This window comes from Methylobacterium organophilum, assembly GCF_022533465.1.
Lineage (GTDB): Bacteria > Pseudomonadota > Alphaproteobacteria > Rhizobiales > Beijerinckiaceae > Methylobacterium > Methylobacterium organophilum.
The window spans coordinates 5,062,313-5,088,023 of record NZ_CP092848.1 but is presented as its reverse complement, the minus strand read 5'-3'; the positions used below and the strand labels follow the sequence as shown (position 1 = coordinate 5,088,023).

31 protein-coding genes are annotated in these 25,711 nt (G+C 67.8%); 15 read left to right on the top strand and 16 right to left on the bottom strand.

The features are described from left to right. Positions 1-339: 339 nt before the first annotated feature. The 5 genes from MMB17_RS24105 to MMB17_RS24085 all read right to left on the bottom strand — a co-directional run bounded on the left by MMB17_RS24105 (position 340) and on the right by MMB17_RS24085 (position 4,251). Positions 340-786 (bottom strand): hypothetical protein, encoded by a 447-nt coding sequence (locus tag MMB17_RS24105; protein WP_238310062.1) that lies wholly within the window; start codon positions 784-786, stop codon positions 340-342. Between the two features lie 74 nt (positions 787-860). After that, positions 861-1,415: a TerB family tellurite resistance protein gene (locus tag MMB17_RS24100; RefSeq protein WP_241100527.1), complete on the bottom strand. Its 555-nt coding sequence runs from the start codon at positions 1,413-1,415 to the stop codon at positions 861-863. A 71-nt stretch (positions 1,416-1,486) separates the two neighbouring features. Next, positions 1,487-2,398, bottom strand: a complete 912-nt coding sequence (locus tag MMB17_RS24095; RefSeq protein WP_241100526.1) for a metallophosphoesterase — start codon at positions 2,396-2,398, stop codon at positions 1,487-1,489. A gap of 11 nt (positions 2,399-2,409) precedes the next feature. After that, positions 2,410-2,619 carry a hypothetical protein gene (locus tag MMB17_RS24090; protein ID WP_241100525.1) on the bottom strand — a complete coding sequence of 70 codons (210 nt, stop codon included), beginning with the start codon at positions 2,617-2,619 and terminating at the stop codon, positions 2,410-2,412. Between the two features lie 240 nt (positions 2,620-2,859). Next, positions 2,860-4,251 carry an aminotransferase gene (locus tag MMB17_RS24085; RefSeq protein ID WP_241100524.1) on the bottom strand — a complete coding sequence of 464 codons (1,392 nt, stop codon included), beginning with the start codon at positions 4,249-4,251 and terminating at the stop codon, positions 2,860-2,862. A gap of 96 nt (positions 4,252-4,347) precedes the next feature. On the opposite strand from MMB17_RS24085, the gene MMB17_RS24080 reads away from it, so the two are divergent. Beyond that, positions 4,348-4,887: a hypothetical protein gene (locus MMB17_RS24080; protein WP_241100523.1), complete on the top strand. Its 540-nt coding sequence runs from the start codon at positions 4,348-4,350 to the stop codon at positions 4,885-4,887. A gap of 6 nt (positions 4,888-4,893) precedes the next feature. On the opposite strand, the gene MMB17_RS24075 is transcribed toward MMB17_RS24080, so the two are convergent. Both MMB17_RS24075 and MMB17_RS24070 read right to left on the bottom strand, forming a co-directional pair. Next, a complete protein-coding gene (locus tag MMB17_RS24075; RefSeq protein WP_241100522.1) occupies positions 4,894-5,262 on the bottom strand; it encodes a hypothetical protein in 369 nt (122 codons plus the stop codon). Positions 5,263-5,665: 403 nt separating this feature from the next. Then, on the bottom strand, positions 5,666-6,469 hold the full coding sequence (locus MMB17_RS24070; protein ID WP_238310068.1) for a response regulator: 804 nt from the start codon (positions 6,467-6,469) through the stop codon (positions 5,666-5,668). Positions 6,470-6,649: 180 nt separating this feature from the next. On the opposite strand from MMB17_RS24070, the gene MMB17_RS24065 reads away from it, so the two are divergent. Then, a complete protein-coding gene (locus MMB17_RS24065) occupies positions 6,650-6,874 on the top strand; it encodes a NepR family anti-sigma factor (protein ID WP_238310069.1) in 225 nt (74 codons plus the stop codon). Positions 6,875-6,925: 51 nt separating this feature from the next. Here MMB17_RS24065 and MMB17_RS24060 read toward each other — a convergent pair whose 3' ends face one another. Then, complete coding sequence (locus MMB17_RS24060; RefSeq protein WP_238310070.1) at positions 6,926-7,102, bottom strand: DUF1328 domain-containing protein; 177 nt, start codon at positions 7,100-7,102, stop codon at positions 6,926-6,928. Positions 7,103-7,829: 727 nt separating this feature from the next. Here MMB17_RS24060 and MMB17_RS24055 point away from each other — a divergent pair. Further along, positions 7,830-8,759, top strand: a complete 930-nt coding sequence (locus tag MMB17_RS24055) for an MBL fold metallo-hydrolase (RefSeq protein ID WP_241100521.1) — start codon at positions 7,830-7,832, stop codon at positions 8,757-8,759. 3 nt (positions 8,760-8,762) lie between these two features. Here MMB17_RS24055 and MMB17_RS24050 read toward each other — a convergent pair whose 3' ends face one another. After that, positions 8,763-9,542: a DUF1499 domain-containing protein gene (locus tag MMB17_RS24050; protein WP_241102283.1), complete on the bottom strand. Its 780-nt coding sequence runs from the start codon at positions 9,540-9,542 to the stop codon at positions 8,763-8,765. A 203-nt stretch (positions 9,543-9,745) separates the two neighbouring features. Between MMB17_RS24050 and MMB17_RS24045 the strand changes: the two genes are divergently transcribed. Then, the gene (locus MMB17_RS24045) at positions 9,746-10,174 is read left to right on the top strand and encodes a MarR family winged helix-turn-helix transcriptional regulator (protein WP_241100520.1); all 429 of its coding nucleotides are present in this window, start codon (positions 9,746-9,748) and stop codon (positions 10,172-10,174) included. An 86-nt stretch (positions 10,175-10,260) separates the two neighbouring features. Here MMB17_RS24045 and MMB17_RS24040 read toward each other — a convergent pair whose 3' ends face one another. Then, complete coding sequence (locus MMB17_RS24040) at positions 10,261-10,449, bottom strand: con-10 family general stress protein (protein ID WP_238310074.1); 189 nt, start codon at positions 10,447-10,449, stop codon at positions 10,261-10,263. A gap of 163 nt (positions 10,450-10,612) precedes the next feature. On the opposite strand from MMB17_RS24040, the gene MMB17_RS24035 reads away from it, so the two are divergent. Then, positions 10,613-10,795, top strand: coding sequence for a hypothetical protein (locus tag MMB17_RS24035; protein ID WP_241100519.1), 183 nt, complete (start codon positions 10,613-10,615; stop codon positions 10,793-10,795). Between the two features lie 36 nt (positions 10,796-10,831). On the opposite strand, the gene hemH is transcribed toward MMB17_RS24035, so the two are convergent. Further along, positions 10,832-11,899: a ferrochelatase gene (gene hemH / locus MMB17_RS24030; RefSeq protein WP_241100518.1), complete on the bottom strand. Its 1,068-nt coding sequence runs from the start codon at positions 11,897-11,899 to the stop codon at positions 10,832-10,834. Positions 11,900-12,036: 137 nt separating this feature from the next. On the opposite strand from hemH, the gene MMB17_RS24025 reads away from it, so the two are divergent. The 10 genes from MMB17_RS24025 (at position 12,037) to dnaQ (ending at position 20,536) form a co-directional block, all read left to right on the top strand. Beyond that, positions 12,037-12,990: a class I SAM-dependent methyltransferase gene (locus MMB17_RS24025; protein WP_241100517.1), complete on the top strand. Its 954-nt coding sequence runs from the start codon at positions 12,037-12,039 to the stop codon at positions 12,988-12,990. 51 nt (positions 12,991-13,041) lie between these two features. Further along, positions 13,042-14,553 carry a bifunctional metallophosphatase/5'-nucleotidase gene (locus MMB17_RS24020; protein ID WP_241100516.1) on the top strand — a complete coding sequence of 504 codons (1,512 nt, stop codon included), beginning with the start codon at positions 13,042-13,044 and terminating at the stop codon, positions 14,551-14,553. After that, entirely contained in the window at positions 14,553-15,266 is a 714-nt protein-coding gene (locus MMB17_RS24015; protein ID WP_241100515.1) for a uracil-DNA glycosylase, read from the top strand. Before MMB17_RS24020 ends, MMB17_RS24015 begins: the two co-directional genes overlap by 1 nt. 92 nt (positions 15,267-15,358) lie before the next feature. Then, positions 15,359-15,808: a hypothetical protein gene (locus tag MMB17_RS24010; RefSeq protein WP_241100514.1), complete on the top strand. Its 450-nt coding sequence runs from the start codon at positions 15,359-15,361 to the stop codon at positions 15,806-15,808. 16 nt (positions 15,809-15,824) lie between these two features. Further along, entirely contained in the window at positions 15,825-16,733 is a 909-nt protein-coding gene (locus MMB17_RS24005; RefSeq protein WP_241100513.1) for a polysaccharide deacetylase family protein, read from the top strand. Between the two features lie 88 nt (positions 16,734-16,821). Beyond that, on the top strand, positions 16,822-17,655 hold the full coding sequence (locus MMB17_RS24000) for a pyruvate, water dikinase regulatory protein (RefSeq protein WP_241100512.1): 834 nt from the start codon (positions 16,822-16,824) through the stop codon (positions 17,653-17,655). Between the two features lie 13 nt (positions 17,656-17,668). Continuing rightward, entirely contained in the window at positions 17,669-18,286 is a 618-nt protein-coding gene (locus tag MMB17_RS23995; RefSeq protein ID WP_241100511.1) for a Maf family protein, read from the top strand. A 17-nt stretch (positions 18,287-18,303) separates the two neighbouring features. Then, complete coding sequence (locus MMB17_RS23990) at positions 18,304-19,146, top strand: shikimate dehydrogenase (protein ID WP_241100510.1); 843 nt, start codon at positions 18,304-18,306, stop codon at positions 19,144-19,146. Next, positions 19,143-19,778 carry a dephospho-CoA kinase gene (gene coaE, locus MMB17_RS23985; protein ID WP_238310085.1) on the top strand — a complete coding sequence of 212 codons (636 nt, stop codon included), beginning with the start codon at positions 19,143-19,145 and terminating at the stop codon, positions 19,776-19,778. The genes MMB17_RS23990 and coaE overlap by 4 nt, the downstream gene beginning before the upstream one ends. 29 nt (positions 19,779-19,807) lie before the next feature. Further along, positions 19,808-20,536, top strand: coding sequence for a DNA polymerase III subunit epsilon (gene dnaQ, locus MMB17_RS23980; RefSeq protein WP_238310086.1), 729 nt, complete (start codon positions 19,808-19,810; stop codon positions 20,534-20,536). A 25-nt stretch (positions 20,537-20,561) separates the two neighbouring features. Here dnaQ and panC read toward each other — a convergent pair whose 3' ends face one another. From panC to secB, 5 genes are all read right to left on the bottom strand, one after another. Then, positions 20,562-21,419: a pantoate--beta-alanine ligase gene (panC, locus tag MMB17_RS23975; protein ID WP_241100509.1), complete on the bottom strand. Its 858-nt coding sequence runs from the start codon at positions 21,417-21,419 to the stop codon at positions 20,562-20,564. Between the two features lie 107 nt (positions 21,420-21,526). Further along, positions 21,527-21,862, bottom strand: a complete 336-nt coding sequence (locus MMB17_RS23970) for a hypothetical protein (protein WP_238310088.1) — start codon at positions 21,860-21,862, stop codon at positions 21,527-21,529. Positions 21,863-21,927: 65 nt separating this feature from the next. Continuing rightward, entirely contained in the window at positions 21,928-23,439 is a 1,512-nt protein-coding gene (gene hisS, locus MMB17_RS23965) for a histidine--tRNA ligase (protein WP_241100508.1), read from the bottom strand. A gap of 95 nt (positions 23,440-23,534) precedes the next feature. Then, entirely contained in the window at positions 23,535-24,770 is a 1,236-nt protein-coding gene (locus MMB17_RS23960; RefSeq protein ID WP_238310090.1) for an MFS transporter, read from the bottom strand. A gap of 186 nt (positions 24,771-24,956) precedes the next feature. Continuing rightward, positions 24,957-25,469: a protein-export chaperone SecB gene (gene secB, locus MMB17_RS23955; RefSeq protein ID WP_238310091.1), complete on the bottom strand. Its 513-nt coding sequence runs from the start codon at positions 25,467-25,469 to the stop codon at positions 24,957-24,959. Between the last annotated feature and the right edge of the window lie 242 nt (positions 25,470-25,711).

Sequence of the window (25,711 nt, the reverse complement as noted above, 5' to 3'; positions counted from 1 at the left end):
TACAGATCGTTACAATTGCTTGAATTAATTCGCTGCCAGCTGAACTGCTGCACGAACATGCATCTGAGCTTTTACAGCCGTGCGCGACCACGCCGGGTCCAGCGGATCCCAGCCTCTCTTTTGACGCCCTGGATTCTGTCGAGCCGTCGCAGCGCTCTGGAACTCGGATACCGGGCAATGCACCAGGCTTCGGCTCCGCGGCACCTTGCTTAGAAAGACAACAGCCGGCCTTCCGACAGCGCCCGAAGATCGGATCCGACCCGATGGCATCCGGCCGGCTGCTCTCGTGACATCGCGCCGTCTTTCGACGAACCGGTCTCCGCTTCGTCGGAAGGCGCCCTAGCTGCGATCCGCCTGCTCGATCACGGCGCAGAGGGTGAGCGGCCCCTTCTCCGATTTCATCAGCGAACAGGTGACGAGCGCGCCGCCCGCCGAAACGTTGCTGTGACGGGTCCGGGTCGCCGCATCGCGGGCACTCCGCGCCGCCGCCTCGAGAATATCGGGAGCGATGCCGGTGACCGCGTGCCCGGCTCGCGCGAACAGCGCGTAATAGGGATCCGGCGGCGTCTCGCCCCGGTGCTGCGCCCCGACAGAAGAGGGATGGATGCCCCCGCAGGACAGGGTCAGCGTCATGTCGGGGCCGGCCTGGAAATTGGCGAAATCCGCTGTGCGGTTGCCGACCTCGGCCTTGGCTTCGGCTGCGACCTTGTCGATCAGGTCCCCGCATTCGTCGGCCATGGCCGGTGCGGCGAAAAGGAAGACCGGGAGGAGGAAGACGGCGCGCATACCAGGAACCATAGCGCCGTCGCCCGGCGCCGTCCCCTCGAACGCTGAGGCGTTTCGACGCCGGCCGTTGCTCGTCAGGCGAAGTCGCCGGACCGGCTCGCCGCGAGGGCGGGGCGGTCCGCCAGAAGCCGCCGCTTGAGCCGTGCGACAGCCTCGCGCTGCAACTCGCTCGGGCTCGAATGGGCACCCGCGACCTTGGTCAACATCGCGACGAGCTCTAGCCGCTCTTCCGGCGTCAGAGCGTCCCTCAGCAGCGGCAGCAGTTCGTCCGCGACGAGGGAGAACGGGCGACGCTCCTGCGTGTAGGTCCAGGCCCGTTCGAACAGGGCCGGGGCGTTCTCCACCTGCAGCGGAGTCTCCAGGAAGGCGAGGATCTGCGTCTTCTCGGCGGCCGTGACCGGGCTGCCGGTGCGCACAATCTGGATCATCAGAATGGTCGCGGCGAGGCGCACGTCGCGGACGCGGGCGAGCGGCGTCCCGATCAGGTCCTGCAAGGCGGATCGGGCACGGCGCTGCAGGCCCTTGGTGTCCCGGTCGACCTCCTGCAGACCCTTCACCGTGCCATGGACCCGAAGGACCCAGAACAGCACGCCGCCCAGCACCGCGATCACCAACAGCAGAAAGGGCATCCGACCTGCCTCCCAAAAGCTCCATCGCACGCGAATCCCGGCGGCGACCGAACCATGGCCGGCAGGACGGGTCAAACCGTGGCGGGCGTCCCCAATTCGACCAGCACGATCTCCGGCGGCACGCCGAAACGGACGGCGACCTTGCTCACACCGAGGCCGCCCGAGACGATCAGATGGCGTCGACCCTCGACGACATGGCCATAGGCATAGCGCTCGCGCGGCGTCCCGATCAGCATCGGCGAGGTCCCGAAGATCCGGATCTGTCCGCCATGGGTATGGCCCGCCAGGGTGAGGGCGACCCGCTCGGGCACATGCAGGAAGATGTCGGGCTCGTGCGCCATCAGGATCACCGGCGCCGCGTCGCTCACCTTAGCCAGAGTGCCGGGAAGATCGGCGAGGCTGCGGCGGCTCCCGACCGGCAGGAACGGCTCCTGGTCGGCGAGCCCGGCGAGCCAGAAAGCATGACCGTCCTTCACGAGGCGGATGGCGTCGTTCTCCATCACCGGGATGCCCTGGGCCTCCAGCAACCGGCGTGATTCGACGGGTCCCTTGCGGGCGCGCATCGCCGCTTCGTCGTCCCACCAATCGTGGTTGCCCAGAATGGCATGTACGCCCAACGGCGCCCGCAAGCCGGCGGCGAGCTTCGCAAAATCGGTGAGCGGCACGCGCCGCCACGTCACCGTGCGGCTTGCGGGATAATCACCGAGGAGCAGGATCAGGTCCGGGGACAGCGCGTTCGCCGCCGCCACGATCTCCTCGACGCGGGCGAGCGGCATCCAGGGTTCGCAGACATGAATGTCCGCGATCACGGCGATCCGCAGATGGAGGCCCGGTGTCCAGCCGGGCGGGGTCAAGGCATAGGCCGTGGTGACGAGCCGGAAGCGCGGCTCGACACAGAAGGCGTAGCCCGCTGTCGATCCTCCGGCGAGCAGGCTCGCCGAGAGGCCGCCGAGAACCTGTCGGCGGCTCGGGAGAAGCAGCACCTGAGGGTGGCTCAGAGAGCCGGCTCGTCCTCGTGCACCATCCGCTTCGCGAAGCGGGCCGCAGCCTTGGCACGAGCGGCCTCGGCCGTCTGCGCCACGCTGCGCATCGCGGCAGCGAGCGCCGGGAGCGCTACCGGCCGGAAACGCTCATGGCCGTTCGTGGCCGCACCCTGCGGCTGCGTCTCCAGCGACGCTTCCGGGTTCCGGCTGGAGGAGTCCATGGTCTTCGTCCTGTCCGTTCTTGGAGCGGCCGTGTTCGGCCTTGGCTCTCGATCCTGGTCCGTGATCGCGACGGCGTTCGGGCGCCATTGCGGCCCGATCCGGGCAAACGCCGGATCTGCAGCCTGCTCATTGGCCGGCAAATGAGATGAACGGAAGCTTAAAGCCGAACCTCTGCCTGACATTCACGCAAGCCTGTCGCGTAGGCAGCACGCTCGATTGAATAGACTGCATTCAAGATTTCAGGCAGCCTGCATCTTCTCGACGCCCGTCTCCACAATCCATGCTGCAGTGCGATCAAGCGCCCGCAGCAGGCGCTCGAACAGAGCGTCGATCTCTTCCCGGGTGATGATCAGCGGCGGGCAGACCGCCAGCCGATCGCCGGGGAAGGCACGCAGGATCAGACCCTCGTCCTGGGCGAAGGCGACGCAGCGCGCGGCGACGGCGGCACTCGGCAAGTACTGCGCACGGCTCGTCTTGTCGGCGACGAGCTCGATGCCGCCGATCAGGCCGAGCCCCTTCGCCTCGCCGACGAGAGGATGTTCGCGCAGCGATTCGAGGCGCGCCTGGAAATGCGGCGCCTTTTCCGCCGCGCCCTCGACAATGCGGTCGCGCCGGTAGATCGCCAGGGCGCGGTTGGCCACCGCGCAAGCGACGGGATGACCGGAATAGGTAAAGCCGTGTCCGAAGCCGCCGAGCTTGCGGCTCTCGTCCAGCATGGCCTCGTAGAGGGGGGCATCGATGGAGAGGCCGCCCAGAGGCAGGTAGCCCGAGGTGACGGCCTTGGCGAAGGAGAGCGTGTGCGGGCGCATGCCCAGCGCCTCGGAGCCGAACCAGGTGCCGAGCCGCCCGAAGCCGCAGATCACCTCATCGGCGATCAGCCGCACGTCGTAGCGGTCGAGCACCGCCTGGATCTTCTCGAAATAGGTCGCGGGCGGCAGGATCACGCCCCCGGCGCCCATCACCGGCTCCGCAATGAAGGCGGCGACCGTCTCCGGTCCCTCCCGAAGGATCAGGGTTTCGAGTTCCTCCGCAAGACGGTCCGCGAAGGCCGCCTCGTCCTCATCGGGTCGCGCGCCGCGATAGGGATGCGGGCAGGCCGTGTGCAGGAAGCCCGGCAACGGCAGGTCGAAATCGGCATGGTTGCCAGGCAAGCCGGTCAAGGACGCCGTGGCGACGGTGACGCCGTGATAGCCCTTCAGCCGGGCGATGATCTTCTTCTTGGCCGGACGCCCGAGGGCGTTGTTCATGTACCAGGCGAGCTTGATCTGGGTGTCGTTCGCCTCCGAGCCCGACGAAGTGAACAGGATCTTCGAGGTCGGGACCGGCATCAGGCCCTTCAGGGTCTCGGCAAGCTCGATCGCCGGGTCGTGACTGCGGCCGGAGAAGAGATGCGCGAAGGGCAGGCGGGCCATCTGCTCGCGAGCCGCCTCCACCAATTCGGCATTCGAGAAGCCGAGGGCCGCGCACCAGAGCCCCGACATTCCTTCGAGATAGGGACGGCCCTGGACGTCGTAGACCCAAACACCTTCGCCGCGCTCCAGAACCAGCGGACCCGCTTCCCGGAAAGCCGCGAGATTCGTGTAGGGATGGATCAGGGTTTCGACGTCGCGGGTGGCGAGGTTCGACAGCATGGCGCTCGGCGGATCGTTCTGAGGGTGCGGCCACACTAACGACCTGAAGCGGCGTCAGGAACCCGGTCGACGAAGGCAGCCCCCACCCCGAACGCGATGCTCGACCCCGCCACCATCGTCGCCACGCCGGCCCCCGGCCGGGCCTGCGGCGCCTGCACGCTCTGCTGCAAGGTCTACGACGTGCCCGACGTGCAGAGCCTCGCCGGGCAATGGTGCCGCCACACCCGGCCCGGAAAGGGCTGTGGCATCCACGAGGCCCGACCGGGCCATTGTCGCGCCTTTCACTGCCTCTGGATGACCGAGAGCTGGCTTGGGCCGGAATGGAAGCCGGATCGGGCCAAGATGGTTCTCAGCCTCGATCCGGTAACACGATTCCTGAACGTGCAGGTCGATCCGGGGCAAGCCAATGCCTGGCGACGCGAGCCCTATTATGGGCAGTTGCGCAAATGGGCCGCGGCCTCGCTCCCCCTGCAGCGCTACGTGCTGGTGCACCTGAACAAGACGACGACCGTCGTGCTGCCCGATCGCGACGTTCCCCTGGGCACCTTCTCCCCCGGCGATCGCCTGGTGGCTCGGGAGCGGATGTCGCTTGCGGGCCTCACCGCGGATGTCGAAAAGATCGACGGCAGCGTGTGAGCACCTTCAGGCCATGCAGCGGCCAGGCACCATGCGTCGAGCCTCGGGACCGGCAAGGGAGCTGATGGCCGTCTCGCAACCCTCGCGGGTCATGCGCTTCGGACGGGCGGGGGTCTCCTGCACCAGTTCCGGACGGCTCGGGGCGGGCGCCACCTTCGGCTCTGGCCGCGGGGCGTTGGCCAGATGCAATGGGCTTGTCGGCAGGAGAGCCGAGCGCTGGCCCGGAAGATCCTGCACCACGCTCCGGTTCACAGCCGCCGGACGAACATCCTGCGCCATGGCCGCATCCGCGCTGGCGCGGACGGAGGGAAGAACGAGGAGGGTGAGGATCGCAGCAGGCCCGCCAACACCGAGGATGAACCCTGACCGAAGCATCTTCGCGATCTCCGACGAGCTTGACCGATTGACTTGACAACGCCTCTTGAACGCTACGGTTCCGCACCTGTCCCGGTTTGGAGCACGATGCTATAAACCCTTGTCAATCAATAACTTGATCGAAAATTCACCCGCTCTCACATTGCGTGGTCTCGTGATGAAAATGCACCACTCCACGAAAAAATAAGTGGTTCTGTGGAAAAAGTGGAACTGGGGAGGCGCCTCCTCGTTGAGAAAACACCCGGCCACCTGGTCCTCCCCGCATTCCCCTTGTGCATTGGCCGGAACCTCTGAACACGGGTCGGACATTGTCCGACCCGTTTTTTGTGCTCGTTCCTGGGCTCGCCCATCAAAAAAGCCCCGGACGAGCCGGGGCTTTTGTCGCCGAATTGAGGGCGAAGCGTCAGGCGCTCTTGGCTTCTCTGCGACGAGCCGTCTGCTGGAAGAACAGCGCTTGGCTGATCACCGCAGAGACGTTGGCCGGCTGGAACGGCTTGGCGATGAGGAAGGCCGGCTCCGGACGCTCGCCGGTGAGGAAGCGTTCGGGATAGGCGGTGATGAAGATTACCGGGACCTCGAAGGTCTTCAGAAGATCGTTCACGGCATCGAGGCCGGACGAACCGTCGGCGAGCTGGATGTCCGCGAGGATCAGGCCCGGGCGGGTGCCCTCCGAGGCGATTTTCACGGCCTCCGTACGCGTACGGGCGACGCCGATGACATTGTGCCCAAGGCCTTCCACCAAGGCCTCGAGGTCCATGGCGATCAGCGGCTCGTCCTCGATGATGAGGATCTGCGTCGCCATGTCAGCCGCGAGTTCGCGGCCGGCCTCGTCGACGAGCTCACGCACCTGCGCCACATCCACCTCGAGGATGATCGCAGCGTCCTCCTCCGAGAATCCCTCAAGGCAGGAAAGCAGGAAGGCCTGACGTGGCAGCGGCGTGATCTGCCCGAGCCGGACCTCGGCCGGAAGATCATGCTGCACCTGCTCGCTATGGCCGTTCACGGAGAGCGAGTTCCAGATCCGCGTGAAGACGCGGAACAGGTCCGCCTTGACGTTGCTGCTGCGGCCCAGCGTCTCCGGCTCGTTCACCAGCGTCTCGAGCGTGGCAGCCACGTAGGCGTCGCCCGCGACCTGACTGCCGGTGAGCGCGCGCGCGTAGCGGCGCAGATACGGCAGGTGCTGCACGACGAGTTGCGCTGTGGACATGTCTTCCCCTGACCTTTGCCGGTCTTGCGTTGCTTCCGCCCTAACGCAGCCGGAACGACTCCGTTCCGGTCAAACGGAACCCTTCCCAGGCAGGGGCGTTTGCGCGAAAGCCATGGCTCATATGGAGCTGCAAGACAATCGCGGTACACCGCGGGTGCAGCGCAAGGGATGTTCGGGCGGATGAGTAGCGAAGAGGATGCCGGGGCGCCGCAGGGCGGCCACCGACAGTGGGGGCCGCGCACGCGCAGCCGGGGGATGGAGGAGCAGACGCAGAAGCGGATCGGTATCCATCTGCGCGCCCTCTACGATTCCGTCGTCGAGCAACCGATTCCCGATAGGTTCAAGGACCTGATCGCTCGCCTCGACGACTCCGAAAGCGCCCCGCCGGCGTCGACCGAGAGCTGAACAGGGCTGACCGCGCTGCAGAAGCAGCGCGGCCCTTTTCCTGCGGACGCGTCAAAGTGTCGACGAGCGACCGCGGATGAGGCCGATGACGGCCGAGATCGCGAACAGGACGATCGCTACGAAGAAGACGAGCTTCGCAGCCTCCATCGCCGTGCCGGCGATGCCGCCGAAACCAAGCAGGGCGGCAACGAGGGCGACAACGAGAAATGTGACGGCCCAACCGAGCATTTGCCGATTCCTTTCGAAGACGTGGCGCGACCCGTGCCGCGGCCTTTGACCCAAATAACGTCAAGGTTTGAGCGCCGGTTCCGCTCCTTTCGGCGCTATCCACGACTTCCTCAGCCTTGATCCGGCTGCGCATTGGTCCGACGTTAAGGATCGATGCCGAAGATTTGCGACGGCAGGCGGTCCGAACGGCCCAAATCCTGCCGCAACCACCGGGATGCTGACACAGCGCCGGAACCGACTAGCGGGACGCGGGGTTCGTCACCATCTGTTCGATCGTACCGAGGCAGGGAGCAGCGATGACCACACGTCCGAGAACAGCTGCGAAGAGCCGCTTCGGCGGCGCCATTCGGGCGGTCGTCGAGAAGATCGGGCGCGCCCTCGAATCGCTGCAGCCGGTACCCCGCTATCAGCCTGTCCCCGTACGCGTTCGCCGCAGCTCCGAGATGCGTCGCTGACGTCTTCGGACGGTCTGATCCGTGACGTCGGTCGGCGCCGTCCTCCCCCGGGCGGCGCCTTTTTTCTGACACCTCAAAGGGTCTGGCGTCCCGCCCTTGCTCGAAGACGAAGAGATCAGTCTGCTTCTCAAGGGCCATCCCGAATTTCGGAACTTGCCGGAGTCCTCGAAAGTCCCTCGCCCGGGTTTGAGGATCCGCTGGGGCTGTCGTAGGGCAGGAAAGAGGCGCGGCGCCACCGGTCGGGCCGCCGACAATCGGCCTCCGGAGCCACGATGACGCTTTCCTCCGCGAGCGGCCAGGACAACCCCGCCCTCGATCCCTCCCTGCCGGCGAATGGCCGGCTCGAACAACTGACGCCGCTCGTGCGGCGACGAATCTGCACGAATGCCGGCCCGTTCACCGCGAGCGGCACATGCAGCTACATCGTAGGCCAGGGGCGCGTCGCCGTGATCGATCCGGGACCGGAGGATCCGATGCATGTGGACGCGTTGCTGGAAGTCCTAGCCGGCGAAACGGTGGACGCGATCGTCGTCACCCACACCCATCGTGACCATTCCCCCGGTGCACGGCTGCTGCAGGCCCGCACCGGCGCCCCGATCGTCGGATGCGGCCCCCATCGCGCTGCCCGTGGTCTCGCCGAAGGGGAACTTCCGGCGCTGGACGCCAGCGCGGATCGCCAGCACCAGCCCGACCGCTCCCTCAGCGAAGGCGACGCGGTGTCGGGGCCGGGCTGGACGCTCATCGCCCTGGAAACGCCGGGGCACACCATGAACCATCTCGCTTTCGCCTTCCCGGAGGAGAACGCCTTGTTCTCGGGCGATCACGTCATGGCCTGGTCAACCACCGTCGTGGCGCCCCCGGACGGCTCCATGCGCGCCTACATGGCCTCCCTCGAACGCCTCCGGGACAGAACCGAGACGGTGTTCTGGCCCGGCCATGGCGGCCCGGTGCGCGACCCGCGCCGCTTCGTGAGAGGGCTTGCCGCCCATCGCCGCCAGCGCGAGGCCGCGATCCGTGCGCGGCTCGCGGCCGGCGACCGGGAGATCGGTGCGATCGTCGCGGCCGTCTATCAGGGCTTGAGGCCGGCCCTGCGGGGGGCCGCGGCCCTCTCGGTCTTCGCCCATTTGGAGGACATGGTGGAACGCGGCCTCGTCCAGGCGGACGGGCCGCCGACCCTGCACGCTCGCTTCGCGCCGGCCTGAAGACTATTTCAGCGCGATCGCGAGATTGGCGATCTCATCGAGATAAGTGCGGATCCGGTCGGCATTGTCGCCGAGGTCGCGGCTTCCGAACCGGGAGGCCGAGCGCACGTCGATGCGCGCCCCGTCCGCCCGCGGATGGATGCGGATCGTGACGTCCGCGGGCAGGTTCAGGACGCGGCTATAGGCGATAGCATCGATGCGCCCGTTGCCGACCCGGCCGCCCGGGCGCAGGGCTTCGACGATCTGCCACTTGCGATTGACCGCCGCGGTGCGGGCTAGGGTGAAGGCCTCGTCGGGATCCACGTCGAGGGTGAGCGGCGCAATCTGCGGATACGCCGCCTTTTGGGCCTGACGCGCCTCCGGGCCCGGATCCAACGGAAACCGGCCGCCACGGGCGGCGAAGGCGGCACGGGAACGGGAGAAGGCCGGAGCATTGTCCGTATCAGTGCTGACATCCGCAATCGCCGGCAGACGCAGACCACGCAGGGCGGCATAGGCCGGATAGGCCAGCACCACGCAGGCGATCGCCACCCCGACCAGAGCCGCACCGAGACCGCGCGCGCCCTCGCGCCAGACCCTCAGAAAAGCGAAACCTGCCAGGACGAGGGCGAACACCGCGACGAGGAGACCGCCCGCGAGCGTGGCAAGGGCGGGCCCCGTCTCCGTCCCTGGCGCACGCACGACGAGCACGGCGATGGCGCAGACCAGCAGGGCGAACACGGACAGATTGCGCGCATAATGGCCGGCGCGGGTGACGGGTTCCTCGATCAGCAGGCGACGCATGACAGGACAGGCATGAGAGGAAACCGCTTTCAAACGCGCGCCCGAGACCAAGGTGACCGGACGCGACAGCTCAAGCCTTACAGGGCGGGAGCGTCCATCGCCAAGCGAATGAGCAAGGGATCAAAAACCTGAGGTCTGCTATATCCTGGCGCGTGATGCCAATTTCTCCTTCGCGCCAGAACCCTGCACCCGACGCGCAACTGATGCGGGTCTGGTTCCGCTTCCTTCGCCTCAACCGGCGCGTCACCGTCGCGGTCGCAGGAGAGTTGCGCGAAGTGGGATTGTCGATCCCCCAGTTCGACGTGCTCTCGACTCTCACCGAGCAGCAGGGCCTCACCCAACAGGATCTCGCCGCGCGTCTCTACGTCACGAAGGGGAACGTCTCGGGTCTGATCGACAGGCTCGTCGATGCAGGGCTGGTGGAGCGGCATCCAATCCCGGGCGACCGGCGCTCCCATGCCCTCCATCTCACCGCCCATGGCGCCGATCTCGCCCGGCGCGGCATGGCCGTGCAAGAGGGTTACGTGCGCCGCACCTTCGGACGCCTTCCGCCCGAAGCCATCGCCGAGTTCGAGCGGCTGATCCTCCTCTGGCGCGGCTATGCGCGGGAGGATTCCGAGACCCAGGCATAACGGAGCAGGCGCCCCCGCCCTGGGAGCGCCCGCCCGGCACCGTCAAGGTCAAAGCCTTTCCGGAGGCGAGCTCCGGAACGGGAGGCTCAGGCGTCGCCGGCACGGCCGGTCGACTGGCCACCCTTCCGCCCGGCTGTCGAGGCGAGTTCGCGGTCCTGCGAGAAAGAGCGCTTCTCGGCCGGCACGGAGCGGCCGCCCTTGCTCGCGATTTCGCGTTGCCTTTCAATATTCATCGAGGCGAAACCTCGCTTGGAGGTTGAATTCCCAGTTGCCATCTGCGCCTCCTCGGCTTTTTCTCACACCGGTGACAACCTTCAGCAATATCGATGGTTCCTTGGCCGTAACGGGCGGCCTCCCGAACCCCCGGCAGCGGCGGAGCGTTGACGGGTCTGGAGAGGGGCGCTTGCGCGGCCAAAATCGCCAACTCAGGATGCTCACATGACCAACCGCTCGATGGTGAAGCCGTCGGCCACCGTAAAGGCCAACACGACGCCGTTACCCCCGATGCCTGCGCCGGAGGACAGCCCCACGCCGACGACGACCCACGAACCGACCGATTCTCCGCAGCCGAATGCCAGCGCGGCGCACACGCCGGGCGATAAGCCACGACCGAAGGTCTGATGTCCTGTCCGGTGGAACGCTCCGCCGCCTCCTACCTCAGATCCAGCCCTGCAGCTCCTTGCGCACGATGTGTTCGATCACACGCATGCCGAGGTCCGTGTCATTGAGACAGGGGATATAGGCGAAGCGCTCGCCGCCATTCTCCTCGAAATAGTGGCGGTTCTCGCCGTCGAGCTCTTCGAGGGTCTCGAGGCAATCGGCGGAGAAACCCGGCGCGACGATCGCCATGCGCTTCACGCCGGATTTGGCGAGCGCCTGCACCGTCTCGTCCGTATAGGGTTTCAGCCATTCCTCGTTGCCGAAACGGGACTGGAAGGTGACCTGCATCTTCTCCGGGCTGAAGCCGAGCGCTTCCCGGATCAGGCGCCCGGTCTTGCGGCACTGGCAGTGATAGGGATCACCCTTGAGCAGGTAGCTCTTCGGCACGCCGTGGAACGAGGTGAGGATCACCTCCGGCTCGAAATCGAGCTTGGCCAAACCGTCGCGAATCGAGTCGGCCATGGCCCGGATGTAGACGGGATCGTCGTGATAGGGGGGCGAGACGCGCACGGTAGGCTGCCAGCGCATCTGCATCAGCGCCTTGAAGGCCTGATCGCAGGCGGTCGCCGACGTCGCCGCGGCATATTGCGGATAGAGCGGCACCAGCAGGATGCGGTCACAGCCCTGGTCGAGCAGGGCCTGGATGCGGAGCGAAACCTCGGGCTTGCCGTAGCGCATCGCCCAGTCGACCACGACCGCATCGCCCATCGCCGCCTGCAGCTTGTCGCGCTGACCGCGGGTGATGGTCTTGAGCGGGCCCTCGTCGAGCTCGTTGTTCCAGATGCTGGCATAATCGCGGCCCTTCGGCCCCGGGCGCTTGCTGAGGATGACGAGGTTGAGGAGCGGCCACCAGATCAGCCGCGGCACCTCGATGACCCGACGGTCGGACAGGAACTCCTTGAGATAGCGCCGCATCGGCCAGTAGGTCGTGCCCTCGGGCGTACCGAGATTCATCAGCAGCACCCCGACGCGGCCGCTGCGCACGACCGGATGATCGGAGGGGAGGGGGCTCGCCGCCACCGGACGGGCGGTTTTCAGCACGTCGGGTTCCACACGTTCGTTCATCGGGCTTCCGGTCGGGGCTTCGGCACCCGCGCCAGGATCGGTCGCAGCGCTCATGGGGCAGCGGTCCGGTTGTGCACGGGCTGAGTTCGATCTAGAGGACGCGGCTTGCCAGCGAAGATCCCGAAGGTCAGCGCGACATGCCGTCTCCCCGGTATTTCCTGAAGCACTTCGTGCCCTTCACGGGGTACCCCTACACGGGCTCGCCCACGGCCTGCAATCTATGCGGCTCGCCGCATTCGGTCACCGTCGCCGAGACCGATCGCCGGCTGAAAGTGCTCAAATCGGTCGCCTGCACCGATTGCGGCCTGATCCGCACCGATCCGATGCCGACCCCGGACGAGCTGTCGGAGTATTATGCGACCGCCTACCGGGCCGATTACCAGCTCGCCTTCGCAGGCGGCCCGCCGCGCCATCACCTCAACCGCTCCGCCCGGGAGGCAGCGTTCCGCGCGGACCTGCTGGCGCCCAAACTCGTGCCGGGGGCTCGCCTGCTCGATTTCGGCTCGGGCTCCGGCGAATTCCTGGCTGCGGCCCGCAGTCGCGGGGTCGAGGCGATCGGCGTCGAACCGGGCCGCGACTACGCGAATTTCGCGCGCGCGCAGCACGGCGTCGAGGTGCTGGACGATGCGGGGGAGGGCCGCTTCCCCGATGGGCATTTCGACGTGATCTCCTCGCATCACGTCTTCGAGCACCTGCGCAACCCGGCGGACGTGATGGAACGCCTCGCCCGCTGGCTGAAGCCCGACGGCATCATCTATGCGGCGGTGCCCAACATGGCCGCCACCGGCAAACCGCCGCATGAGCGGTTCCATTTCGCCCATGTGCACGGTTTCGTGCGCGAGACCTTCGACCTGATGGCGCGCCGCGCCGGTCTGGTGCCGCATACGGACTATCAGCGGGAGGACACCACGGTCGTCTACCGCAAGACCGATGCGCCGCCGGTGCGCCTGACCAATCCGGGCCTCGCGAACAGGCTCGTTTCCGAGCTTCGCCCGATGAATCCCGGCATCTATCTCGCCTCCGGTGCCTGGATCTGGCCAGCTCTGCGGCGGAACGCCAAGGCCGTGCGCGACGGGCTGGCACGGCGCTAGGCAGGGCGCCTGCGTCGTCAGCCCGTCACGGAAGGCGGCGAGAGCACCAGCATGGCCTCGTCCCTCAACCGCCGTGACCTCATCGGTGCCGGTCTCGCCTCGGGCCTCGCCGTGCAGAACGGCCCGGCCCAGGCTCAGGAGAGTGCGCGGCCAACCTTCAGCCTGCTCCTCGTCAACGACATCTACCTGATGAGCGCGGTCGAGGGCCGTGGCGGCTTCGCCCGGCTCAACGCCGTGGTGAAGGCCGAACGGGCCCGCGGCGTGCCCATGCTCTACTGCCACGCGGGCGATTGCCTTTCGCCCTCGTTGATGTCGGGCTTCGACAAGGGCGCGCACATCGTCGCTCTCCACAACCTCGCGCCGCCGGACGTGTTCGTGCCGGGCAATCACGAGTTCGATTTCGGGCCGAAGAACTTTTCCGAGCGCATGGCGCAGGCGCGCTTTCCCTGGTTCGCCGCGAACCTGCGCGATGCGGAGGGCCAGAAGCTCCCCGGCGGCCGCGACCGAGCCCTGTTCGAACTCGGCGGCGTGAAGGTCGGCCTCGTCGGCATTGCCCTGCAATCGACACCGCAGAAGTCGCAATCGGGCGACCTGCGCTTCGGCCCCGAAATCGAGACGCTGGCGCGGGAGGCGGCGGCCATCCGCGCCGAGGGTGCCGAGATCGTGGTCGGCGTCTGCCATACGGCGCGACCGGTGGACGATGCGATCCTGCGCGGGCGCGTGGTCGACATCCTGCTCTCGGGCCACGACCACGATCTTTACCTGCACGATGACGGGCAGGGAGTCGTGGTCGAATCGAGCCACGATGCCCTCTTCGTCACCGCGGTCGATGTCACGGTGACGCGTAACGGCAAGGGCAAGCTGGCTTGGCGCGCGGGCTTCCGCATCCACGACACCGCGCAGACCGTCCCCGACCCAGAGACGGAAGCACTGGTACGCCGCTACGAGGGCGAACTCTCGAAGGAGCTCGACGTACCGATCGCGACGACGGCGGTCCCCCTCGACAGCCGGGTGGCGACGGTGCGCGCCAGGGAATCGAGTTTTGCTGACCTCGTCGCCGACGCGGTGCGCGCTCGGACCGGGGCCGAGATCGGCCTGATGAACGGCGGCGGTATCCGCGGTGATCGGCTCTATCCGTCCGGCACGGTGCTGACCCGCCGGGATGTGCTGACCGAACTGCCCTTCGGCAACACCACGGTGCTGGTCGAGATCACCGGCAACGTGCTGCGGGCCGCGATCGAGCACGGCTATGCCGATCTCGGTCGAACCTCGGGCCGCTTCCTCCAGATCTCCGGCCTCCAGGTCACTCTCGACCCGACCTCGCCACCGGGTAAGCGACTCGTCTCGGCCCTCGTCGGCGGCGTGCCGCTGCAGGACGAGAAGCGCTACCGGGTCGCCGCCAATAACTTCATGCTGGATGGCGGCAACGGCTACGGCATGCTGGCCGAGGGTCGGGTGCTGATCGGCCCCACCGACGGCACGCTTCTCGCCGATGCGGTGATGACCTATCTGCGCGAGCGCTCGCCCGTCACGGTCGAGGAAGGACGGATTCTTCTACGCTGATGCCTGCTCCGGTCGCCGCTGCCCTTTCCGCCTTCCGGGCTACCGGCTCACCCTGGCTGGCGCTCCCCTTCTTCCGCGACGGCTCAGCGGAAGCGGTGGCGCGGAAGGTCGACGACCGGGTCGCGACGGGGGCACAGGTTCTACCGGCCCCTGAGAACATCTTCCGCGCGCTCACCCTCACGCCCCTCGACCAGGTGAAGGTGGTGATCCTGGGCCAGGATCCTTATCCGACGCCAGGAGATGCCAACGGGCTCGCCTTCTCCTATGTCGGCCCCCGCCGCCTGCCGGCTTCCCTCAAGGTCATCCTAGCCGAGGTCGATCCGCCCCCGGAGGGCGTGAAGCCTGTTTTCCGCACCGGTGATCTGACGCCCTGGGCAAAGCAGGGCGTGCTGCTCCTCAACTCCGCGCTCACTGTCGAGAAGGGGGCTGCCGGAGCGCATCTGCGCTACGGCTGGGCGCGGCTCGCCGACGAGGCCGTGGCCGCTGTCTCGGCCCGCCCGGGACGAACGGCCTTCCTGCTCTGGGGGGCGCAGGCGCGGGCTCGCAAGGTGCTGATCGACACCGGCCGCCACCTCGTGATCGAGAGCGGCCACCCCTCACCCCTCAACCGGGCCCGGGACTTCCCCGGATCGCGTCCTTTCGCCAAGGCCAATGCCTGGCTCGACGAGCAGGGCCTCGACCCGATCGACTGGTCCCTCGAGAAGACCGCCTGAGGCGAGCTGCCCCCTTGCGGGTTGAGGCCCCTCCTGTATCCGGAACCGGCTTAAGCGGCTCGTAAGATGCCGCGGCCCCGAGGAACCGCCCGATGACCACCCGCCCGCTGCTCGCCGCCTTGCTCTTCGCCGGCCTGTCCCTACCCGCCTTCGCGGAGGAGGCGGCCAAGCCCGATGCGCCGCAGACCCCGGCCCCTTCGGAGCCCCGCCCGATCCGCAATGCGCCGTCGCCCCGGGCGCTGGAATTCGCCGCCTACATCTTCTCCGCCGCCAATGTGTGCGGCTATCGGATCGGCGTGAAGGACTTCGAGGCGCTGCTCGCCAAGCAGAATGTCCGGCCCGAGGACGTGAGCCCGCGCGGGCCCTTCGGCGCCCGCGTCCAGGGCATCTTCGCCCTGATGTCGAACCAGATGCAGATCAACCGCGAGCAGGCCTGTTTGGCAGTAGCCGGTGAATACGGCCCCGAGGGCAACATCGCCAAGAACGTTCTGCTGCCCCCCGGCAGCGGCGAGCCGGCGCCCGAAACCAAGCCCGCACAGTAAGCACGAAAGGCCCGCGATGCGTCGCAAGCCGGATCACGGCCGCTATGAGTACAGTGGCCTGCCCGACAGGCCGGTCTATGACTGGCCCGGCGGCAAGCGCCTCGCCGTCTACATCGCCCTCAACCTCGAGACCTTCGCCTTCGGCGAGGGCCTCGGCGCCGAACTCGCCCCCGGCGGCCCGCAGCCGGACGTGCTGAACTATGCGTGGCGCGATTGGGGCAACCGGGTCGGCGCTTATCGCCTACTCGACCTGTTCGACAGCCTGTCCCTGCCCGTCGCCATCCTCGCCAACAGCGATCTCTACGCGGATTGTCCGGGCCTGATGGAAGCGGTGCGGGTGCGCGCCGCCGCACTCGGCCACGAGATCGTCGGGCACGGCCGCACCAATGCCGAGCGCCAGGGGGACCGCGACGAGGCGGCCGAGCAGGCGCTGATCACGGAGGCGACCGCGACGATCGCGGCGCAGGAGGGCAGGGCGCCCGCGGGCTGGCTCGGTCCCTGGATCTCCCAGTCCCGGGTCACGCCCGACCTCCTGAAGGAGGCCGGCTACACCTACCTGCTCGACTGGGCCCATGACGACCAGCCAGTCTGGTTCGCAACGCGCGATGGTGGCCGGATCCTGTCGGTGCCCTATCCCCAGGAATTGAACGACATTCCGGCCATCGTCGCGCGCAAGGAGACGGGCCGCGCCTTCGCCGAGGCGATCGAGGAGGCCTTCGCGGAGATGCTCATCGCCGCCAAGGCGGCACCTCTCGTCATGGGCATCGCGCTCCATCCCTACATCGTGGGCCAGCCCCACAGGCTTGGCCCGCTGCGACGGGCTCTGACGCGAATCGCCGCCCATCGGGACGCGATCTGGATCACGACCCCGGGCGCCATCGCCCACCACGTGGCCGGACTGCCGGAAGGCACGATTCCGGCTTGAGGCGCGGCGCTTGCGAGAGAGGCGGGATCCGTCGAAAAGCAGAAGCGTGCCACCTGCCGGCCGGAAGCGGAACTGACGAAAGATCCGGATGACGACACGCAGCTATTTCCACCTGCATCTCGTCTCGGATTCGACCGGCGAGACGCTGATCAATGTCGGCCGCGCCGCCGCCGCGCAGTACGAGGGCGTCTCGGCGATCGAGCACGTCTACCCGCTGGTGCGCACGGGCACGCAGCTCGCCCGCGTCATCTCGGAGATCCGCGCGGCCCCGGGCCTCGTACTCTACACCCTGATCGGCCACGAGCTGAGCGAGCAGCTCGAATCCGCCTGCCGGGAGGCGAACTCGCCGACGCTCAACGTGCTGGAGCCGGTGCATTCCCTGCTGCGCTCCTATCTCGGCGCCAGTTCCACGGAGCGGCCGGGCGCCCAGCACATGCTGAACGCGGAGTACTTCAAACGCATCGACGCGATGAACTTCACCCTCGCCCATGACGACGGAAACCTGCCCGTCGACATCGACGAGGCGGATGTTGTCCTGATCGGCGTCAGCCGCACCTCGAAGACGCCGACGTCGATCTACCTGGCGAATCGCGGGCTCAAGACCGCCAACATTCCGCTGGTGCCCTCCATGCCGATCCCGCCGGCCCTGGAGAACGCGCGCAAGCCCCTCATCGTCGGGCTGATCGCCTCGCCGGAGCGCATCGTACAGATCCGCCAGAACCGGCTCCTCAGCCTCAAGGCGGATGACAGCTCGATGTATGTCGACCGCGATTCCGTGGCGAGCGAAGTCGCCGCCTCCCGCCGGCTCTGTGCCAAGTACAATTGGCCGACGATCGATGTGACCCGGCGCTCCATCGAGGAAACGGCGGCGGCGATCCTCGACCTTTATCGCGAGCATCGCCTCAAGTTCATCTCGACCTGACCGGAAGCCCATCGTGACCGAGCAACCGACCGGCATCGCCCGGGAGCCGATCATCCTCGCTTCGACGAGTCGCACGCGCCGCGATCTCCTCCTCGGCGCCGGGATCGAAGCCGAGGCGGTCGCGCCGCAGGTCGATGAGCGCGCGATCGAACGGGAGGCCGAGGGCCTCCCCCCCGCCGATCTCGCTCTTCGTCTCGCCGAGGCGAAGGCCCGCGCCGGGGCGACCCTGCGGCCCGGCCGCCTCGTGATCGGGGCCGACCAGGTGCTGGAGGAAGGCGGCCGCGTCTTCCACAAGCCCGCGGATGCGGAGGCCGCTTGCGCCCAGATCGCGGCCCTGCAGGGGCGGACCCATCGCCTGCTCTCGGCGGTCGCCGTCGCTCGCGACGGCGCGGTGGAGTCCTTCGTCGAGGAGGCGCGCCTGACCATGCGGTCGCTCCCCGGGGAAGCCATCGCGCGCTACGTCAGCCTCGCCGGCGAGCGTGCGGTGACGGGAAGCGTCGGCGGCTACCAGCTCGAAGGGCTCGGCGTGCATCTGTTCGCGCGCATCGAGGGCGACCACAGCACCATCCTCGGCCTGCCCCTCCTCCCGCTGCTCGCACGCTTGCGGGCCCTGGGCGCACTGGCCTTCTGAATCTCGAGGACACAGACGTGACGCGCAGAGCCTTCGTGGTCGGCCATCCGATCGCCCATTCCCGCTCGCCGCTGATTCACGGCCACTGGCTCGCCGAGCTGGGTATCGACGGCACCTACGAACGCATCGACGTGGCACCGGCCGACTTCCCGGACTTCGTGCGAAGCCTTGCCGCGAAAGGCTTCGCCGGCGGCAACGTCACCATCCCGCACAAAGAGGCCGCCTTCGCGCTCTGCGATACCCTCACCGAACGGGCGGACAAGATCGGCGCGGTCAATACCCTGATCGTCGACGCGGATGGGCGAATCAGGGGTGACAACACGGATGCCGAGGGCTTCGTGCGCCACGTCGAACAGAGCGTCGGCGCGGAACGGCTCGACGCCGTCGACCGGGCTCTGGTTCTCGGAGCGGGGGGCGCGGCTCGGGCGATCGTGGTCGGTCTGCGCGAGCGCGGCATACCCTGCGTTCTTGTCGCCAACCGCACCCTGGAGCGGGCGCAGAGCCTCGCGTCGATTGAGAAGGGGATCGAGGCTATCGCCTGGGACGATCTGCCCAAAGCGCTCGCGGCGACCCGGCTTCTCGTCAACACGACCTCGCTGGGAATGACCGGACATCCGCCCCTCGCCCTCGACCTGTCGACTCTCCCACCCGACGCCATCGTGTCGGATATCGTCTATACGCCCCTCGACACCGATCTGCTGCTCGCCGGCCGTGCCCGCGGCCTCGCGACGGTCGACGGGCTCGGCATGCTGCTGCATCAGGCGGTGCCGGGTTTCGCGGCCTGGTTCGGCGTGAGACCCACCGTCACCGCGGCCCTGCGCGAGACGATCGTGGCCGATCTCACGGCGACACGTCGATGAGCGCTGCCGGGCGCCCGACGATCCTCGGCCTGACCGGCTCGATCGGCATGGGCAAGTCGGCCACCGCCGCGATGTTCGCCGAGCACGGCGTGCCAGTGCATGATGCCGATGCCGCCGTACACGCCCTCTACGCTCCCGGCGGCGCGGCCGTCGACAAGATCGGCGCTCGCTTTCCCGGCACCCTCAATGCAGCAGGCGGCGTCGACCGCGCCAAGTTGCGCGCCCTCGTCCTCGACGATCCGGAGGCGATGCGCGATCTCGAACAGCTGGTTCATCCCCTCGTGGCCGAACAGGAACGGGCCTTTCTTGCCCGCCACGCACAGGCGCCTCTGGTCGTTCTCGACATCCCCCTCCTGTTCGAAGGCGGGGCGGCGGCACGCTGCGACGCCGTCCTCGTGGTCACAGCGCCACCGGAAATCCAGCGCGAGCGGGTGCTCGCACGGCCCGGCATGACGGAGGAGGCTTTCACGCGTATCCTCGCCAAGCAGATGCCCGATGGGGAGAAGCGCGCCCGGGCCGATTACCTGCTCGACACGAGCCTTGGCTTCGCGGAGGCTGGAGCGCGGGTGGCCGAGATCATTGTGGATCTCACCCGAGGCCGGGCTGCCCAGCGGCCTGTTTCGGAGGGATGATCGGGCTAGACCCGCGAAACGGAAGACAGATGCTGCGCGAGATCGTTCTGGACACCGAGACCACGGGCACCGACGCCCGCGGCGGCGACCGCATCATCGAGATCGGCGGCGTCGAGCTGATCAACCACATCCAAACGGGACTCACCTTCCACGAGTACATCAACCCGCAGCGGCCGGTCTCTGAAGGCGCCTTCGCCGTGCACGGCCTGTCCGATGCCTTCCTCTCCGACAAGCCGGTCTTCGCAGATGTCGCCGAGAAGTTCGCCGCCTTCTGCGGCGATGCCCGCCTTGTGATCCACAACGCGGCCTTCGACGTCGGCTTCCTCAATGCCGAGTACCAGCGGCTCGGCCCTGCCGCTCCGCCACAGATCGTGCTCGAAGAGGTCGTCGACACGCTGATCATGGCCCGGCGCAAGCATCCGGGCGCCGCCAACAACCTCGACGCGCTCTGCAACCGCTACGGCATCGACACGACCCGCCGCACCAAGCACGGGGCGCTCCTCGACGCGCAGATCCTGGCGGAAGTCTATATCGAGCTGCTCGGTGGCAAGCAGACCCATCTCAGCCTGACGGTCGAGGAGGCGCCCCCGCCGATCGCCGAGATCGCGACCACGGCGGAGATTGTCGCGCTGCCTCAGATCGTCGCCCGCAGCCGCCTGACGGCGGAGGAACGCGAGCGCCATGCCGGCCTGCGCCGCAGTCTCGGCGCTCATGCGCTCTGGCTCGACTACATTGCGGACGAGGCGGCGGGCGCCTGACCGGCACCGTCACCGCGTGACGCCCTCATGCGGGCGTCACCGGCAGGTTGTCGATGAGGCGGGTGTTCCCGAGATAGGCCGCCGCCAGGAGCCGCGCCGGCCGTGACGCCGTCGTGACGGACGCCAGCGTCTCGGCATCGCGCAGTTCAAGATATTGGGGACGGAAACCCGCCGTCTCCAGCGCAGAAAGGCCCTCGCTCAGGAGTGGGCCGGCGGCGGCGCCCGCACCGAGGCGGCCGGCAAGATCGGCCATCACCCGATGCAGTTCCGGCGCCTTGGCGCGCTCCTCCGGGCTCAGGTAGCGGTTGCGCGAGGACAAGGCGAGCCCATCCGGCTCGCGCAGGGTCGGTACGCCACGGATGTCGAAGGGCATGTCGAGGTCGCGCACCATGCGCTGGATGACCTTGAGCTGCTGGAAATCCTTCTCTCCGAACAGCGCGATCTCGGGCCGGACCTGATGGAGGAGCTTCGTCACCACGGTGGCGACGCCGGAAAAGTGGCCGGGGCGCAGGTCGCCGCAGAGTCCCCCGCTCGGACCGCCGACTTCGATGCGGGTCGCGAAGCCCTCCGGATACATGATCTCGACGCCGGGCAGCCAAGCGAGATCGGCCTGCGCCTCCCGAAGCAGGACGAGATCGGCCTCGAGCACCCGCGGATAGCGCGAGAAATCCTCGTTCGGCCCAAACTGGGTCGGGTTCACGAAGATGCTCACGACGACACGCTGCCCGACCCGTTTCGCCTCCTCGACGAGGCTCAGATGGCCGGCATGCAGGGCACCCATGGTCGGCACCAGCACGATTGTCTCGCCGGCCGCCCGCCAGCGGCCGGTGGCATCCCGCAGGGCCTCGATGGTCCCGACCCGGAGGAGGGATTGATCCGACATCGCAACACGACCTTCGCCAGCACGCTTCTCGGCCGCCTCATAGCGGATCCCGCCGATAGCGCCACGGGAGAAGCCGCATGTCGGGATCCCGCGCCAGAGCGGAAAGGTCAGGGGCAGTAGCGTAGCGGCCGGCCGAAGGGATCGTCGCGGCCAAGGGGCGGCCTGAAGCCGTAATAGCTCGGCTTGCCGAGGCCGTAGGGCGAGCCGACGTAGCTCGGATCGTCCGGCGCGTCGGTGGGCACGGGCGCACGCCGCGGCGCGCAGCCGACCACCCTCTGCGGCCCTGCCGGCACACCCGTCACCACCCCGTCCCCGTCGCTGCGGGGGAAGAAACGCGCCGAAGGGGGAGGGGCGGGATAAGGCTCGTACAGATCCGCGGCCGAGGCCGGGAGACCGGCCGCGCCGAGACAGAGGAAGGCCGCGAGGCCACGCCACCGAGCCATCGCCCTCTCCGCAGACAGAGCCGGACGATGGCGCAGCATGGTAAACAGCCGGTTAGCGCCGCGGCTCAGCCGAAATGCCGCCCGAGCACTTCGCGGACGCGATCGACCATCTCGGCCACTGGCACGGAGAACTGCGCCGGCCGGGCAGCCTTCCACTCGGCGTTGCTGGCGATGGACTCGGCCGCCTTGGCGCCCTCGATCAGGTCCTTGATCTGGACCTCGCCGGCCTCGCGCTCGTTCGAGCCCTGGATGATCGCCACCGGCGCCCCGCGACGGTCGGCATACTTCATCTGAGCTTTCATGCCTGAGGCGCCGAGATAGAGTTCCGAGCGGATGCCGGCCGCGCGCAAAGCCGCGACCAGGGCCTGATACTCGGCGATGTTCTCCCGATCCAGGACCAGCACGACCACAGGGCCGGCCTTGGCAGCGCCAGCGAGCAACGGGCTCTTCACGAGCTGCAGCGCCGAGAACAGGCGGGAGACGCCGATGGAGAAGCCGGTTGCTGGCACGGGCTCGGACCGGAAGCGGCCGACGAGGCCGTCGTAACGGCCGCCGCCTGCTACGGAGCCGAAGCGCACCACCTGTCCCTCCTCGTTGGTCACGGGGAAGGTCAACTCCGCCTCGTAGACGGGACCGGTATAGTATTCGAGGCCGCGCACCACGCTCGGATCGGCACGGACCCGGTCGGGCCCGTAGCCGGCAGCCGCACAGAGGCGCAGGATCGCATGCAGCTCGGCGATGCCCTCGCGACCGGTCTCGGAGCTGCCGACCACGTCGTGCCAGGCACCGAAGAAGCTCTCCCAGAAAGCCATGCGGTCGCCGTCCTGGGTGGGCGAGGCCTGGAAGGCGACATAGGCGAGGATGCGCTCGATCGCGTCCTCGGCCAAGCCGGCGCCCTTGGTGAAGTCGCCGCTCTCGTCCTTGCGGCCGGCGCCGAGGAGAAGCCTCACGCCATCCGGGCCGAGACGGTCGAGCTTGTCGATGGCGCGTAACACCGTAAGCCGCTGACCCGCCTTGTCGGCTCCGGAGAGGCCACAGGCCTCCATCACCCCATCCAAAACCTTCCGATTATTGACCCGCACCACGTACTGGCCGGCGAGGCCGAGACGGTCGAGGGTATCGGCCATCAACATGCAGACTTCCGCATCCGCAGCCACGGAACCGGCACCGACGATGTCCGCGTCGAACTGCATGAACTGACGGAAGCGGCCCGGCCCCGGCTTCTCGTTGCGGAACACGTAGCCCGCGCGGAAGCTGCGATAGGGCTTCGGGATCACATCGAAATGCTCCGCGACATGCCGGGCGAGCGGCGCCGTAAGGTCGTAGCGCAGCGATAACCAGGATTCGTCGTCGTCCTGGAACGAGAAGACTCCCTCGTTCGGACGGTCGAGGTCGGGCAGGAATTTTCCGAGCGACTCCGTGTACTCGATGAAGGGCGTCTCCAGCGCCTCGAACCCGTAGAGCTCGAAGGTCGCGCGGATCGTCTCCAGCATGCGGCCCTGGGCGGCGATCTCCGCCGCACCGCGGTCGACAAAACCGCGCGGGAGGCGGGCTTTCAGGGTCTCGGCCTTGGCCATTTCAGGCTTTCAGAACAGGGGGCAACGTCGTTCGGCTCTATCGCAGGCGCGCGGCGGGCGGCAAGCGCCCTCGGGATTCACCGGCTTCGCACAGGTCACGCCCGCTGCTCCGCACCTGCCCGACGCCGTGCCCGGCGACGCTCCCGCGCACTCTCTTCCGTCGTCGCGCTGAGCCAGAACACCAGCACCAAAGCTGCGACACCCGCCACCCCGAGGGCGAGGAAGGCGGCTTCCCAGCCGAACCACGCCTGAACCAGGCCGCCGAACCCCGCAGAGACCGCGCCACCGACACCCTGCACGGCGTTGATCGAACCGAAAGCGGTCTGCGTACGTCCCGACCCCCAGGTCAGGTCGGCCACCACGACCGGTACCGCCACGCCGATGATGCCGGAGGCGACGCCGTCCAGCACCTCGGCGGCGATGAGCCAAGCCGGATCGTCGATGAAGGCGGAGAGAGCCGCCCGCAGGGGCAAGGCGAAGCAGGCGGCGATCAGGAGCTGACGCCGCCCACGCCGATCCGCGAGCGAGCCCGCGAAATAGGCGACCGGGATCATCACCCCCTGAGCAATCATCACATAGGCTGCCGTCCAGCCCGTGGCGCTGAAGCCCGTCGCCACGAGCTTCTGCCCGAGGAGGGACAGCATGCCCCCATTGCCGAGCTGGAACAGAGCAAGGGCGATCGCCAGCACGAGCAGGCGGCGGTTCGCCAAGACACTGAGGATCGAGGAGCGCTCGGGATCCTGCTGGTCCTCCTCCTTCCAACCCACGGCCCTACGCTTGTTCCAGCAGCGAGCCGGCGTCGCGATCGTGGCAAGGATCGCCGCGACGGCCATCGCGCCGAGCACCCAGAATGCGATGGAAGGTCCGAGGCGAACGGTCCCGAGCCCGACGGCCGCGGCCGCAGCGAGGATGCCGAGATGGTTGAAAGCCTGATTGCGACCCTGCTGCCGGGGAAAGGCGTCCTTGCCGACCATGCCGAGGGTGAGCGCCGTGACGGCTGGCAAAAGCAGCGTGCCTCCCGCCGCCGCGATCATCTGCGCGGCGAACACGGCCGCAAAGCCCCGGGCGGGGAGAAGCAACAACGTTCCCGCAAGAATCGCGACGCAGGCGACGATGATGAGGAGGCGCGGCCGCCCGAGCCTGTCGACCAGCGCTCCGAACGGGCCGCTGAGGAGCAGCGCCCCGATGCCGGAGAGCATGGTGACCAATCCGACCCGAGAAGGGCTCCAATCGCCGAGCTGCGCGAGCCAAGTCCCGAGAAAGGGCCCCAATCCACCCTGGATGTCGCCGATGAAGACGTTGATCAGGGCGAGATGAGTCGCGGGCGCCATGCGTTTCCGTCATTGCCGCGCGCATGCCGGGCCAAGCCGGCCGGCTGCAAAGGCAGCTCTGACCGTTCGGCCAAGCGGATAGGCGGGCGGGAAGTTCCGGAGCGGTTGTCCGGACGGGAAAGACGGAGACCCTCCGCGGGCGCGCCGCGGAGGGTCTCGACGATAAAATCGAACCTACGAACCAGATCAGGAAGCCAGCGGCGCGCCGGGCTGACCACCGGCCTGCTGAGCTTCCATCATCTTCTGGCGGTACAGGCTCACGAAATCGATCGGGTCGATGTACAGGGGCGGGAAGCCACCGTTGCGCACGGCCTCGGCCACGATCTGGCGAGCGAAGGGGAAGAGCAGACGCGGGCACTCGATCATCACAGCCGGATGGATCTGGTCCTGCGGGATGTTCCGCATGCGGAAGATGCCGGCATACTTCAGCTCGAAGGCGAAGAGCACATCGTTGTTGATCTTCGCGTTGCCCTCAAGGGTCAGCTCGACCTCGAAGTCGGCCTCGGCGATCTGCTGCGCGTTGACGTTGACCTGAATGTTGATCTGCGGGCTCGCCTCCTGCGGCTGCAGGGAGCGCGGCGCGTTCGGGTTCTCGAACGAGAGGTCCTTCGCGTACTGAGCCAACGCGTTGATCGCGGGGGCGAGATCCCCGCCCTGCGCCGCCGCGCCGTTGCCGTTCGGAGCCGGGTTGTCGGCCATGGCGTTTGTCCTCTCTATCGAAAACACGTCTTGCGCAGGTCCGACCGTCCGGCCCACACTCGTCCGATGATGGGTTGGGAACGGGTCTCGACGGACAACCCCCCTCGACGGCCGTGCCGCTATCACGCCCGTTTGCGACGAACAAGCGCAGCGCCCCGCGGAGAAGGGCTCACGTTTCCTCACAAAGCTGTCCCGGCAAGCGCGAACCCGCCTGGATCCCGCTCGCGGAGCACACCATATCG